Genomic DNA, 14650 nt, shown 5'->3' on the forward strand with positions numbered 1-14650 from the left:
CGCGCCGTGAACCTCTCGCGCATCTTCATCGAGCGCCCGGTGATGACCACCCTGGTCATGCTGGCTGTGCTGGTCTTCGGCCTGGCGGGCTACAAGATGCTGCCCATCAGCGACCTGCCCAACGTGGACTTCCCCACCATCGAGGTGCGCGCGTCCATGGCCGGGGCCAGCCCCGAGACCATGGCCAGCTCCGTGGCCTCGCCCCTGGAAAAGGAGTTCTCGGCCATCTCGGGCATCGAATCCATCTCCTCCACCAGCTACCAGGGCAACACCCGCATCACCCTGGAATTCGACCTCGACCGCGACATCGACGGCGCGGCCCTGGACGTGCAGTCGGCCATCTCCTCGGCCCAGCGCTCCCTGCCCGACGGCATGACCACCACCCCCTATTTCCGCAAGACCAACCCGGCCTCCTCGTCCATCTACTACATAGCGGTCAGCTCCCCCAGCCTGCGCCTGTCCGAGGTCACGGAATACGCCGAGAACCTCATGGCCCAGCGCATCTCCATGGTTTCGGGCGTGGCCCAGGTCAACGTCTACGGCTCCCAGAAATACGCCGTGCGCATCGCCCTGGACCCGGAGATCCTCGCGGCCCGGGGCATCGGCCTGGACGAGGTGGCCCAGGCCGTGGAGCAGGGCAACGTGAACAAGCCCGTGGGCACCGTGGCCGGGCCCAAGCGCGAATTCACCATCCGCTCCAGCGGCCAGCTCATGGACGCCGATGCCTTCCGGCCCCTCATCGTGGCCTACCGCAACGGCTCGCCCGTACGCCTGGGCGAGCTGGCCGTGGTGCGCGACGGCGTGGAGAACGAGCGCCGGGGCAACACCTACAACGGCAACCCCTCGGTGATCCTGGCCATCAAGCGCCAGCCCGGGTCCAACACCGTGCAGATCGTGGACGACATCAAGAAATTGATGCCCTCCTTCCGCAGCCGCATCCCCGCGGCCGTGGACCTGGACGTGCTCTACGACCGCTCCGAATCCATCCGCGAATCCGTGCGCGACGTGGAGTTCACCCTGTACACCGCGGCCTGCCTGGTGGTGCTGGTGATCTTCCTGTTTTTGCGCAACGCCCGGGCCACCATCATCCCCAGCCTGGCCCTGCCCCTGTCCGTGGTGGGCGCGTTCACGGTGATGTACGTGGCGGGCTTCAGCCTGAACAACATCTCCCTCATGGCCCTGACCCTGTCCCTGGGCTTCGTGGTGGACGACGCCATCGTCATGCTGGAGAACATCGTGCGCCACATGGAGCGCGGGGCCCCGCCCATGCGCGCGGTGCTGGACGGCTCGCGCGAGATCAGCTTCACCATCCTGTCCATGACCGTGTCCCTGGCCGCAGTGTTCATCCCGGTGTTGTTCCTCAAGGGCGTGGTGGGCAGGCTGTTCCACGAATTCGCCGTGACCATCACGGCGGCCATCCTCATTTCGGGCTTCGTCTCCCTGAGCCTCACGCCCATGCTCTGCGGTCTGGTGCTGCGCCCGGCCAAGGCCAACGGAACGGGCGGTCCCTCGTCCGGGCGGCTGTTCAGCGCCCTCGCGGCGGGCTACGAGCGCAGCCTGGACTGGTGCCTGGCCCACCGCAGACTGGTGATGCTCGTCTCCCTGCTGCTGCTGGCGGGCACGTGCTGGCTGTTCGCGGCCATGCCCAAGGGCTTTCTGCCCAGCGAGGACACCGGGCGCATCGAGATCCGCACCGAGGGCGACCAGGGCACGGCCTTCGAGACCATGGACAAGCTCCAGGCCAGGGTGGACGCCATCGTGCGCGCCGACCCGGCCATCGAGGGCACCATGTCCACTGTGGGCTCGGGCGGCCCCAACTCCACGCCCAACACCGGCCGCATCACGGCCAGGCTCAAGCCCCGCGACCAGCGCGAGGCCAGCGCCGACGAGGTGGTCCGGCGGCTGCGCCCGGCCCTGGCGAACATCCCGGGCATCCGCAGCGTGCCACGCAACCCGCCCACCGTGCGCATCGGCGGCCGCACCACCAAGGCCCTGTACCAGTTCACCCTGCAGAACCCGGACAGCGCGGAGCTCTACGAGCACGCCCAGGCCTTCGTGGAGCGCATGGCCCACATCCCCGGGCTGGTGGACGTGTCCAGCTCCCTGCAGATCACCAACCCGCAGCTCAAGGTGGACATCGACCGCGACCGGGCCTCGGCCCTGGGCGTCAGCGCCGAGAGCATCGAGACTGCCCTGTCCATGGCCTACGGCACCCACGAGGTGTCCACCATCTATGCGGCCAACGACAACTACAAGGTCGTCATGGAGCTGGCCCCCGGGTTCCAGCTGACCCCCGGGGACGTGTCGCTGTTGCGCGTGCGCGCCGCCGGCGGCGCCCTGGTGCCCCTGGACGCCCTGGCCAGCATGTCCCTGTCCGCCGGGCCCATGGCCGTGGACCACACCGAGCGCCTGCCCTCCGTGACCCTGTCCTTCAACCTGGCCCCGGGCGCGTCCCTGGGCCCGGTGGTGGAGAAGATCGACGACCTGGCCCGCGAAACCCTGCCCGGGACCTTCAGCTACAGCTTCCAGGGCACGGCCAAGGCCTTCCAGTCCTCCCTCACGGGGCTCTGGGTGCTGCTGCTGCTCTCGGTGGTGGTCATCTACATCGTGCTGGGCATCCTCTACGAGAGCTTCGTGCACCCGCTGACCATCCTCTCGGGCCTGCCCTCGGCCGGAGCCGGGGCGCTCATCACCCTGGCCCTGTTCGGCCGGGACCTGGACATCTACGGGTTCGTGGGCGTGATCATGCTGGTGGGCATCGTCAAGAAGAACGCCATCATGATGATCGACTTCGCCATCTCGGCCCAGCGCGGGGGAAACCTGTCCCCGGCCCAGGCCATCCGCCAGGGCGCCCTGGCCCGCTTCAGGCCCATCATGATGACCACCATGGCCGCCCTCATGGGCGCGCTGCCCATCGCCCTGGGCATCGGCGCGGGCGCCGAGGCGCGCCAGCCCCTGGGGCTGGCCGTGGTGGGCGGCCTGGCCATCTCCCAGGTCCTGACCCTGTACTTCACCCCGGTCTACTACATCTATATGGACGCCCTGAAGCGCATGCTGCCGCAACGGTCCGCGGCGGCCCTTGAGGAAGCCCCCTAAGCAGCCCGGCACCGGAAAACGACGCCCTGGCCGCGCCGGGGGAAAAGCCTGTACATTCCAGCGCGCCGAGGCTATACAGGGTCGCCTGTCGGCGACGCAACAGGATGTCGCGCCGCCCTTCGCCTGAACGCCAACCAGAGGACCACGCGCCCCGCGCCACCCGCCCCATGCGACCGGAACACGACGCCTCGCTTCTGGAGAAATACTACACCTCCATCTCGACGCTGATGCTCGTCCCCGGACGGCAGAGCGGCTTCATCGTGCACGTGCTCCGGGACGGAAAGTTCGAGCCCTACGCCGAGCCCGACGAGAACCTGACCCCGGCCCACCGCAGCGCCCTGTCCGAATCCGGCGTCGACGAGGTCTACGTGCACAGGGACCAGGAGTCCCTGCTCCGCGACTATCTGAGCGGGGTTCTGGGCGACGTGCTCCAGGACGCGTCCGCGCCCGAGGTCGAACGCGCCCGCGCCCTGCGCGACGCGGCCCTGTGCATCGCCCTGGAGGCCCTGCGCACCGGGCCGCCGTCATTTCCCGGCCTGGACAACGGGGCCTCGGGAATGCAGGCCGTGCTGGCCCGGGCCGTGGACCTGCTGGCCCGGGGCGGGGCCCTGGACGCCCTGTCCAGGCTCGTGGCCCACGACTACAGGACCTTCGTGCACAGCGTGCACGTGTTCCTGTATTCCACGGCTCTGCTCCGGTCCTGCGGTCTGCCCCCGGAGGCCCTGGCCCAGGCGGGAGCCGGCGCCCTGCTGCACGACGTGGGCAAGGCCCTGATCCCGCACGAGATCCTCTGCGCCACGGGCGCGCTGCCCCTGCACGAACTAAGCGCCATCCGGACCCACCCGGACCAGGGCCTGGCCCTGTGCGGCGCCCTGCCCCCGGCCACCGGGGAATGCATCCTCCTGCACCACGAGAAGCTGGACGGTTGCGGCTATCCGGGCGGCCTGCGCGCGGAGGAAATCCCCCTGCACATGCGCGCCGTGACCATCGCCGACATCTACGACGCCATGACCAGCGACCGCCCCTACTGCAAGGCCATCAACCCCTTCCTGGCGCTGCGCGTCATGCGCGACGAAATGTTCAGGGAGATCGACCAGTCCCTGTTCCAGCGCTTCACCCGGCTGTTCTCGACGACGGAATTCATCTAAATCGAACAACAAAATCCTGTTATTATATGACATTATCTCAAAACAACGCCGCTTGACTTCACATTCCCGAAGGAATAGTAGTCCTGATTAGTACTACTATGACGCATGCAACAAAAGCCATAGAGGCTCTCAAGCAGTCCGGGCTCACCAAGCAGGAAGCCATGATGTACGTGACCCTGCTCGCGGGCGGCCCGCTCACCGGATACGAGGCCGCCAAGCGCGCGGGCATCTCGCGTTCCAACGCCTACACGGCCCTGGCCGGGCTGGCGGAAAAGGGCGGGGCCATGCGCGCGGGCAAGGACGCCGTGCGCTTCACGGCCACGCCCCGGCGGATATTCCTGCGCCAACTCAAGGCCCGTTGCGAATCCATCATCGAAACCCTGGAGCAGAGCCTCCCGGACCGGGTGGACGCGGACGAGCCCTACCTGACCATCACCGGCCTGGACAACGCCACGGCGCGCATCCGCTCGATGCTGGAATCCGCCACCAGCCACGTCTACGTCTCGGCCCATTCCCGCGAGGCCGCCCTGGCGGCCCAGGCCCTGGCGGCCTGCGCGTCCCGGGGCGTGAAGACCGTGCTCATCTCCGACGCCGACCCCGGCGTCCCGGGGATCATCTTCCACGAAAAAGCCAAGGACCCCGGGCACGTGAACATCATCGCCGACACGGGCGAGGTGCTCACGGGCTGCCTGCGGCCCGAGGCCTCGGCCCAATGCCTGTACTCCTGCAACTCTCATCTGGTGCGTCTGATGCGCGAGGCGTTCCTCAACGAACTCACGCTCATCGAGCGCCACGGAGACTCCTCCTCATGACCCTCTCAGGCCTGATGACCTCCGGCGGATTCACCGCCTCCGTGAATTTCTTCGGGGACGCCGATCCCTTCGTCCTGCTCGACGCCTTCGGCGGCCCCCTGTACGTGTACAACGAGCACATCCTGCGCCGCCGCTGCCGCGAGATCCGGACCCTGGTGGACCACCCGAAGTTCCGCGTGAACTTCTCGGCCAAGGCCAACTGCAACCCCGAGCTGTTGCGCATCGTACGCGACGAGGGGCTGTCCGTGGACGCCATGAGCCCCGGCGAGATCCATCTGGAGTTGGCCGCCGGGTTCAAGCCCGAGGACATCTTCTACGTCTGCAACAACGTCTCCGAGGCCGAGATGCGCTTCGCCGTGGAGCGCGGGGTGCGCGTGTCCGTGGACTCCCTGTCCCAGCTCGCGCAGTACGGCCGGGTCAACCCCGGCGGCGAGGTGGCCGTGCGCTTCAATCCCGGCATCGGGGCCGGGCACCACGCCAAGGTCGTCACCGGCGGCATGGGCAGCAAGTTCGGGGTCCAGCCCGACGACGTGGACGACGTCCTGGCCGTGCTGCGCCGCCACAAACTGCGCCTGGCGGGCGTCAACCAGCACATCGGCTCCCTGTTCATGGACGGCGACGCCTACCTGGAGGCCGTGCGCACGCTCCTGGACATCGCGGCCAAGCTGGGCGAGCCGGACTTCGTGGACTTCGGGGGCGGCTTCGGCGTGCCCTACCGCAAGCTCTCGGGCCAGAAGCGCCTGGACCTGCCCGCCCTGGGCCAGGGCCTCACGAAGATCATCCGGGAATTCGAGGACGCCACGGGCCTGCACCCGGAATACATGGTGGAGCCCGGGCGCTACGTGTGCGCCGAATGCGGGCTGCTGCTGGGCACGGTGCACGCGGTCAAGGAGGTGGGCGGCACCACCTACGTGGGCACGGACCTGGGCTTCAACGTCTTCTCGCGCCCGGTGCTCTACGATTCCCACCACGACATCGAGGTCTTCCGCAACGGCGGCGAGCCCTTCGGTCCGGACGAGCCCGTGTGCGTTACGGGCAACATCTGCGAGACCGGCGACGTCCTCGCCAGGGACCGCTGGCTGCCCGAGCCCCTGGAGGGCGACGTGCTGGCCGTGCTGGACACCGGGGCCTACGGCCACACCATGAGCTCCAACTACAACTGCCGCCTGCGCCCGGCCGAGGTCCTGGTGCGCAGCGACGGCAGCCACCGGCTCATCCGCCGCGCCGACACCCTGGACGACCTGCTGGCCCCCTATTCCGCGGCGGTCTAGGACGCCTCGTCGCATTACGCCGAAACGGCCCGGTTCCCCCAGGGAGCCGGGCCGTTTTCGTCCGCGCCGGACAAGGCGCTCAGTCCGCCTGGGAAATGATGTGCACGTCGCGCTGGGGGAAGGGAATCTGGATGCCGCCCTCGCGGAAGGCGTCCAGCACCGCGAGGTTGATGGCGCTCAGGACGTTGCTGACCCCGTTCTGCGGGTCCTCGATCCAGACCCTGAGCTCCAGGTCCAGGGAGCTGTCCCCGAAACCCATCATCAGGGCCGAGGGCTCGGGGCGCGCAAGCACCCTGGGCACCTCGGCGGCGGCCCGCGCCATGAGCTCCAGGGCCAGGCGCACGTCCGTGCCGTAGGCCACGCCCACAGGCACCCTGAGGCGCACCTTGCGGTCCGAGAAGGACCAGTTCACCACCTGGCTGGTGATGAGGTCCTCGTTGGGGATGAGGTATTCCTTGCCGTCCCGGGTGACCACGGACACGAACCGCGCCCTGAGCTGGGTGATCCAGCCGTAGACCCCGCCGATCTCGATGACGTCCCCGGGCTTGATGGACTTGTCCATGAGCAGGATGATGCCGCTGATGAGATTGGCGAAGATGTTGCGCAGGCCGAAGCCCACGCCCACGCCCACGGCCCCGGAGAACACGGTCAGCGCCGTGAGGTCGATGCCCACGCTGCCCAGGGCGGCGAACGCCGCCACGGTGTAGAGCAGGATCTTGGCCACCTTGCCCGCCAGCACCCGGGCCGAGGGGGTGAGATCCGGAACGGCCTGCAGGCGACGCTCGGCCAGGGACAGAGCCCAGCCGCCGACCCGCAGGAGCACCAGGAGGACCACCACGGCCTTGGCCAGGGAGAGCACCGTGACCTGGGCCCCGCCCAGGTCGAAGCCCACCCGGTCCAACAGGCTGACCACCGGCCCCAGTACGCCCAGGATGTTCATCGCGGCCAGGACCAGGGCGGTGAGGGAAAAGAGCCGACGCCAGAAACGCGCGCGGATCAGGGCCGAGGCCAGAAGGATGGCGGCCACGGCCAGGGTCAGGTCCAGGGCGGGCTGGATCAGGGCCAGGCCCAGGCCGTTCTGGACCAGTCCCTCGCGCAGCACGGCCAGGGACAGGGCCAGGAACAGGGACGGGACGGCGCGCACCAGGGCCCGCTCCAGGCGCGGCAAAAAGCCGTCGCCGCCGCTGGCAGCGGAAAAGGCCGCGCTCACGGCGCGCCGCAGGGGGCGGGAAACGATCCAGGCCAGGACCAGGGCCACGGCCAGGCCCACGGCCTGGGCCCGCAGGTCGGCGCTGGACACGGCCCCGGCCGCTTGGTCCAGGACCGCCCGGGCCCAGGCCGCGAGGTCTTCGGGAAGGCGTTGCAAAGCATTCATGAACAGGCTCCGTGGACAGCGCTCAGGACGGGATGCGCACCGTGTAGCGGGTGCCGCCCGTGCGTTCCACGTCCATGGTCCCGCCCACCTGCTTGACCAAGCCGCCCACCAGCTCCAGCCCCAGGCTGCCGGGCTGCGCCAGGTCCAGGCCCGGGGGCAGGCCCACGCCGTCGTCGGATAGTTCCAGCACGTAGTGCCCGGCCCCCCTGGCGAACCCCAGGCGGATGCGGCCCGGGCCGCCCTGGGGATAGGCGTGCTTCAGGGCGTTGGACATGAGTTCCGTGACGATGAGCCCCAGGGGCATGACCTTGTCGGGCTCGATGTCCAGGTCCGGGCAGTCCACGGCCAGCTCCACGCCCTTGGGCGGCTCGCTGCCCCGGGCCAGGGAATCCACCACGCTCTGGAAATAGTCCGCCACGTTGACGCTGTCCAAATGCTCGGAGGCGTTGAGTTTCTCGTGGATCTTGGCGATGGAGACCACGCGGTTGCGCACGGCCTGCAAGGCCTCCACGCAGGCCGCCCCCTCGGCATGCAGGGCCTGCAGGGACAACAGTCCGCAGATCATGTTCAGGTTGTTCTTGATGCGGTGGTGGATCTCCTTGAGCTGCAGCTCGCGGTCCTTGGCCAGGAAGCGCAGGTCCGTGAGCATGCCGTCCAGGGTGCGCTCCATGGCCTTCTTCTCCAGCACGATCTCCAGGGTGGCCCTGATCTGCTCGTTCTGGCTGGGCTTCAGAATGTACCCGTAGGGGCGCACGGCCTTGGCCCGCTGCACGTGGGCGTCGTCGCCGTAGGCCGTGAGCAGGATCACGGGGATATCGTGGTCGTCCTGGATCCTGCCGCAGGCCGCGATGCCGTCCAGCTCGCCGGGCATGACGATGTCCATGAGCACGGCGTCGGGCTTGAGCTCCCCGGCCAGGCGCACGGCCGCGTCGCCGGAGGAGGCTTTGCCCACTACGTCGTAGCCCATGCCCATGAGCAATTCTTCGAGCTGGGTGATGATCACCGCCTCGTCGTCCACGACCATGATCCTGTGCTGCCGTCTTTCGGCCCGTTCCATGCGCGCTCCTTTCCCGCCCGCCGGGGCTTTCCATCCCGGCCGCGCGGCCCCTCGGAGGGCCGGTGGCGGATTCAGATGCTTCTTATCCGTTTTTGCCTTCCAAAGTCCAGAGCGGACAAGTCCGGGAAGGACGTGCTTGAATCCGGGAAACGCCTGCGGGAAGCTGGAAAATCCCGGACGGCAGCTGAAAAACATGGACACCTGATCGGCAGAATACCCCGGAATCCATACGGGACAACGGTTCGCGAGAAACTCACCGTCCGTTGTATTCTTTACGCAATATATGTATACTAGTTACATGCAAAAAAGTTCAGACACGCCCGTCCGCGCCGCTTCCATCCGGCGTTGGGCGTGGTGCGCCGCGTTCGTCGCCCTGGCGCCGGCTCCGGCTCGGGCCGCCGAGGCCCTGGCCGTGGACGGCGCTCCTCTGCTCCTGGCCGCCGTGGCCACGGCGCTGGGCCTGTGGCTGGCCCTCAGCCTGCGCCGCCTGCGCAGCGAACGCGCCCTGCGGCGGGACGGGGAAACCGTGTTCAAGGCCCTGGCCGACGCCTGCGGCGGGCTGGCTTTCGTGTGCGATGAAAACGGGCGCATGGAATACGTCAACGCGGCCCTGGCCGAGCGCATCGGCCCGGACCTCCGCCACCAGCCCTGCCACAAGGCCCTGTTCGACAGGGACGAGACCTGTCCCTGGTGCGTGAACGTGGGCCTGTTCGCGGACCAGACCGCGCGCTACGAATTCCAGGACCCGCGCGACGGGGCCTGGTACGCGGCCCTGAACGCCCCGGTGCGGCGGCCCGGCGCGTCGGGCTCCAAGCTCGTGGTGCTCACGGACATCACCCGCGACAAGACCGCCGCGGGCCAACTGGAGGACCTCCAGGAACGCCACCGCATCGTGGCCGAATACACCCACGCCATGGAAGCCTGGCTCGGGCCCGAAGGCTCTTTCCGATTCGTGAGCCCGGCCTGCGAAGGGCTCACGGGTTACCCGCCCGAGGACTTCATGGCCGACCCGGACCTCCTGCGCAGCCTGGCGCACCCCGAGGACGCCCCGCTCTTGGCCGACTTCCTGACGGGCGGCGAGGCCGAGACCCTGGATTTCCGCATCCTGCGCCGCGACGGGGCCATGCGTTGGCTGTGCGCGGCCCGGCGCGAGGTCAGCGACGGCAACGGGGGCGGCCGCGGCCTGCGCCTGTCCGCGCGCGACATCACCGATCGCAAGCTGATGGAAATCCAGATGCGCTACCAGGCCCTGCACGATCCCATGACCGGGCTGGCCAACCGCGTGCTGGCCTCGGACCGCATCGCCCAGGCCGTGGAGCGCGCCAAGCGCCGCGAGCGCTACCACTTCGCCGTGGCCTTCGCCGACGTGGACCGCCTGAAGGTCATCAACGACAGCTTCGGCCACCGCGTGGGCGACATGGTCCTGGAAGAGATCGCCACCCGCCTGCACAAGGGCGTGCGCCAGCTGGACATGGTGGCCCGCTACGGCTCGGACCAGTTCGTGCTGCTCCTGGAGGAGCTGGACAAGCCGCGCAAGGCCGTGAGCATCATCAAGCGCTGCCGGGAGGCCCTGGCCGAGCCCGTGGTGGTGGACGGGCACGAGCTGAACATGAGCGTGTGCTTCGGCGCGGTGCTCTTCCCCCCGCCCGAGGACGACTCCGGGGAACTGGTGCGCAAGGCCAACATCGCCCTGCACCTGGCCAAGCAGGCCGGCTTCGGCAAGCTCAAGGTCTTCGTGCCGCGCATGCTGGACCAGGCCGTGGAGCTGATGACCATCGAGCGGGACCTGCGCCGGGCCGTGGCCAACAACGAATTCTACATGGAATACCAACCCATCCTGTCCCTCACGGATTCGCGGCTCAAGGGCTTCGAGGCCCTGGTGCGCTGGCGGCATCCCGTGCGCGGGATCGTGCCGCCCACGGAATTCATCCCCGTGGCCGAGGAAGTCGGCCTGATCACGGACCTGGGCCGCTTCGTGCTGGAGGAGTCCTGCCGCACCATGAGCGGCTGGCGCGAGAACCTGCCCCAGGCCCGGGACCTGGTCCTGTCCGTGAACCTCTCGGCCCGCCAGTTCTCCCAGCCCGACCTGGTGGACTGCATCCGCGACATCCTCGCGCGCACGGGCATGCCCCCGGAGCGCCTCAAGCTGGAGATCACCGAGACGGCCATCATGGAGAACGCCAAGGCCGCAGTGGAGAAGCTCAACCGCCTGAAGGAGCTGGGCATCCAGATATCCATCGACGACTTCGGCACGGGCTACTCGTCCATGAGCTACCTGCAGAAGTTCCCCCTGGACCACTTGAAGATCGATCTGTCCTTCATCCGCAACATGGACTCCACCATGGAGAACCGCGCCATCGTCAAGGCCATCATCAACCTGGCCCACAGCCTGGGCCTCAAGGTGATCGCCGAGGGCGTGGAAAAGACCCTGCAACAGGAAATCCTCACGGCCCTGGAATGCGAATACGGCCAGGGCTACCTGTTCTCCCGCCCCGTGGGCCAGGACCGGGCCCGGGCCTACATCTCGGGCGAGGCCCCCTTGCGCGCGGACGCCAGGGAGGAATTGATCCTCCGCGACACCCGCGCCCCGTTCCCGGCCTGAGAATCGAGCCTTGCCGGCCGCGCTGGCCCCCTTCTTGCTCTTCTTCCGGGTCCGAGCCCCCTCAACCCGGCAGGTGAACCATGTCCCGTTCCCACGGTTTTGCCCTTCTCGTTCCGGCCGCCCTGATCCTGGCGTCCGTGACGCTCCTGGCCGCAGGCCCGGCCCTTGATTCCGGCGCTTCAGGCTTGTACAATGATTCCGGCACCATGCACGGGGTCATCCTGACCCTGGGCTGCCTCGCCCTGGTCTCGCTGGCGGGCTGCGCGGCGGTCTTCCTGCGCGCGGATCGCTCCCGGCGCATGGTCCTGGCCCAGCGCCTGGCCCCGCTGCTGCACCAGGGAGCGGGCGAAACCCTTGACAAAAACGACAATATAGCAGCCCTCATTGATGACATTCTTGTAGAGGTTTCCAGGCGGACCGAGGCGGCCCAGCGCGCGGACCAGGATTTGCGGCGGACCATGGACGACCTGGGCAGGGCCCAGCGAGCCGTGGACGAGACCCGCGCCCAAGGCGAGGCGGCCCGCAGCCGCAGCCTCAAGAACGCGGCGGCCACCATGGCCGAGGCCATCTCGGGCATCCACGCCGCCGCCGACGACCTGCGCTCGGCCACGGCCCAGGCGGGCGAGGCGGCCCGCGAGCAGTCGCGCCTCTCCGGCGAGACGGCCACGGCCATGGTGCAGATGAACGCCTCCGTGGCCCAGGTGGCGGAAAACGCCGAGAACGCGGCCATCGCGGCGGACAAGGCCATGAAACGCGCCCACCAGGGCGAGGAGAGCGTGCGCGAATCCGTGGCGGCCATCGTCAAGGTCAGCGAACGCACCCAGGAACTGGCCGGCGTGGTCCAGGGCCTGGGCAAACAGGCCGAGGGCATCGGGCGGGTCATGGGCCTCATCGCCGAGATCGCGGACCAGACCAATCTCCTGGCGCTCAACGCGGCCATCGAGGCCGCGCGCGCGGGGGACGCGGGCCGGGGCTTCGCCGTGGTGGCCGACGAGGTGCGCAAGCTGGCCGAGAAGACCATGGCCGCCACCCGCGAGGTGGGCGAACAGGTCACGGCCATCCAGGACGGCGTGCGCAGGACCGGCCAGGGCATGGACGAGGCCTCGGGCATGGTGGAAGAGGCCACGGACGTGGCCCGGCGCTCCGGGCGCATGCTGGCGGACATCGTGGACCTCTCCGGCCAGACCGCCGACCAGATCCGGGCCATCGCCGCAGCGGCCACCGAACAGTCCGCCGCCAGCGAGCAGGTCACCAGCGCAGCGGCCAAGGTGGACGACCTGTCCCGGCGGACCGACCGCGACATGAACGTCTCGTCCCAGGCGCTCACCGCGCTCCTGGGCGGCCTGGACGGGCTGGGCGGGCTGAACGCGGCCTTCGACCTCATGGGCACGGGCCGCGTCCAGACCATCATCGCGGACCTGGCGGCGAGCGAGGACGTTCGCTCCATGGAGCCCAAACGCCAGGAAGCGGCCCTGCGCCGGGCCGTCGGCGCCAACGAGATGCTGGAGCTGGCCTACCTCACGGACGCCCGGGGCATCCAGCCCATCGCGAACATCCCCCGGCCCGGCCGGGAGACGCCGGGCGACGCCTCGGCCAGGGGCAGGGACTGGTCCTCGCGCCCCTGGTTCATGGAGGCCATGGAGACGGGCACCCTGTCCATCTCCCAGGTCTACGTGTCCCAGGCCTCGGGGCAGCGCTGCATCACCGTGTCCTCGCCCTTTGCCTCGGCGGACGGGCGGCCTTTGGGCGTTATTGCGGCGGACGTAACCCTGGACTAGCAGGCCGTCCACAAACAGCGATCTGCTTCGTTGCTGCGAAAAATCCAAAACCTCGTGTATCGGAATACACGTCGGTCCTGGATTTTTCTTGCGCCTTGCATCTCACTATTTGTGGACGGCCTGCTAAAGTCGCTTTTAGGCCAGGGAGGGGGCGTGGACTCCCGGCGGGTTCTCGGGTATGCCCGGCCCATGGACCAGGGAAATCCTTGCATGCCGCGGCAGCGGCCGTGTGAGCCGCGCCTCGCGTGGCGGCTCATCGACGGGGCCTACGAGACCGAGCTGGCCGAGGGCCTGCCCCGGGGCTGCGACGCGGGCTGCAACACCTACGTGCTGCGGACCCCGGAATGCGTGCTGGTGGTGGACCCCGGCGCGGACCAGGAGCGCGCCCTGGCCCTGCCCGCGCTCCTGGCGTCGCCCGGCCGGCGCATGCCCATCGTTTTCCTGACCCACTGCCACGCGGACCACTGCTCCGCGGCGGCCGCGCTCCTGGACGCCCTGGGCCCTGCGGCCTCCCTGACCTGCCACGACGCGGCCACCCGGGCCCTACGCGGCGAGGACGAGGACGCCACCGGCGCCGGGATCCTGGGCCTCCCCAGGCCCAGGGCCGCGCAGTCCATGGGCCTGTTCGCCCCGGCCGGGGCCGGCGTGCTCCGGGACATGCGGACCCCGGGCGGCGGCCTGCGCTGCCTGTCCATCCCCATTTCCGGGCGCGACGCCGCGCAGGTCTACCACACCCCAGGCCACAGCCCGGACAGCCTCTGCCTGCGCGTGGGCGGGGCCCTGTTCATCGGGGACGCGGCCTGCGAGCGGCGGCCCGAGCTGCCCGGGCGGGACGCGGAGCGGCAGGCGGCCACCCTGCGCAAGCTGCTCTGGCTCCTGGACCACGCCAACATCGTGTCCGTGTATCCGGGCCACGGCCCCGGCCTCGCGCGCGGCCAGGCGGCGGAGCTGTTCCGCTCCCTGCTGCCCAGCCCCTGAACCTCAGCCCCCCAAGACCATGGAAGACGAATACAAAAGCAAATCGCAGAAAAAACGCGAGATGACGGAGCTCCAGGACCTGGGCGAACGCCTGGCGGCCATGCCCCTGGAGAAGATCAGGGCCCTGGACATCCCCGAGCCCATCCGCGAGGCCGCGCTCTTCGCCCACTCCCTCACCAAGCACGAGGCCCGGCGGCGGCACATGCAGTACCTGGGCAAGCTCATGCGCGCCGAGTCCGAGAACATCGACGCCCTGCGCGAGGCCATGGACCGCGTGGACCAGGCCAGGCGCGCGGCCGACGACATCTTTCACCAGCTGGAAGAATGGCGGGACCGGCTCGTGGCCGGGGACGACGATCTGGTGGAGGAAATCGTAACCGCCCACCCGGCGGCCGACCGCCAGCGCCTGCGCACCCTGGCGCGCAACGCGGCCTCCGAGGCCAAGGCCGACAAGCCGCCCAAGGCGGCGCGGACGCTGTTCAAGTACCTGCGCGAGGTCGCCGCCTCCTGAACCGCCTTTTTCCCTTGCCTTT

At 69.0% G+C, this 14650-nt stretch carries 10 protein-coding genes; 8 read left to right on the plus strand and 2 right to left on the minus strand.

The window, feature by feature from the left end; translation table 11 throughout:
- The first annotated feature begins 6 nt into the window (after positions 1–6).
- The 4 genes from ACYYG1_RS00530 (at position 7) to lysA (ending at position 6327) form a co-directional block, all read left to right on the plus strand.
- Positions 7–3096: an efflux RND transporter permease subunit gene (locus ACYYG1_RS00530; protein WP_461208307.1), complete on the plus strand. Its 3090-nt coding sequence runs from the start codon at positions 7–9 to the stop codon at positions 3094–3096.
- 167 nt (positions 3097–3263) lie between these two features.
- Positions 3264–4244: an HD-GYP domain-containing protein gene (locus ACYYG1_RS00535; RefSeq protein ID WP_461208308.1), complete on the plus strand. Its 981-nt coding sequence runs from the start codon at positions 3264–3266 to the stop codon at positions 4242–4244.
- A gap of 98 nt (positions 4245–4342) precedes the next feature.
- Entirely contained in the window at positions 4343–5056 is a 714-nt protein-coding gene (locus ACYYG1_RS00540; protein WP_461208309.1) for a TrmB family transcriptional regulator, read from the plus strand.
- Positions 5053–6327 carry a diaminopimelate decarboxylase gene (gene lysA, locus ACYYG1_RS00545; RefSeq protein ID WP_461208310.1) on the plus strand — a complete coding sequence of 425 codons (1275 nt, stop codon included), beginning with the start codon at positions 5053–5055 and terminating at the stop codon, positions 6325–6327. The genes ACYYG1_RS00540 and lysA overlap by 4 nt, the downstream gene beginning before the upstream one ends.
- 79 nt (positions 6328–6406) lie before the next feature.
- Here lysA and ACYYG1_RS00550 read toward each other — a convergent pair whose 3' ends face one another.
- Positions 6407–7702, minus strand: coding sequence for a mechanosensitive ion channel family protein (locus ACYYG1_RS00550; protein WP_461208311.1), 1296 nt, complete (start codon positions 7700–7702; stop codon positions 6407–6409).
- A gap of 22 nt (positions 7703–7724) precedes the next feature.
- Positions 7725–8759, minus strand: coding sequence for a sensor histidine kinase (locus tag ACYYG1_RS00555; protein ID WP_461208312.1), 1035 nt, complete (start codon positions 8757–8759; stop codon positions 7725–7727).
- Positions 8760–9171: 412 nt separating this feature from the next.
- Between ACYYG1_RS00555 and ACYYG1_RS00560 the strand changes: the two genes are divergently transcribed.
- From ACYYG1_RS00560 to yjgA, 4 genes are all read left to right on the plus strand, one after another.
- The gene (locus tag ACYYG1_RS00560) at positions 9172–11361 is read left to right on the plus strand and encodes a putative bifunctional diguanylate cyclase/phosphodiesterase (protein WP_461208313.1); all 2190 of its coding nucleotides are present in this window, start codon (positions 9172–9174) and stop codon (positions 11359–11361) included.
- An 80-nt stretch (positions 11362–11441) separates the two neighbouring features.
- Positions 11442–13139, plus strand: a complete 1698-nt coding sequence (locus ACYYG1_RS00565) for a methyl-accepting chemotaxis protein (RefSeq protein ID WP_461208314.1) — start codon at positions 11442–11444, stop codon at positions 13137–13139.
- Between the two features lie 210 nt (positions 13140–13349).
- Positions 13350–14117, plus strand: a complete 768-nt coding sequence (locus ACYYG1_RS00570; protein WP_461208315.1) for an MBL fold metallo-hydrolase — start codon at positions 13350–13352, stop codon at positions 14115–14117.
- A 19-nt stretch (positions 14118–14136) separates the two neighbouring features.
- A complete protein-coding gene (gene yjgA / locus ACYYG1_RS00575) occupies positions 14137–14628 on the plus strand; it encodes a ribosome biogenesis factor YjgA (RefSeq protein WP_461208316.1) in 492 nt (163 codons plus the stop codon).
- The last annotated feature ends 22 nt before the right edge of the window (positions 14629–14650 follow it).

The organism is Desulfocurvus sp. DL1XJH-121, from assembly GCF_054819825.1.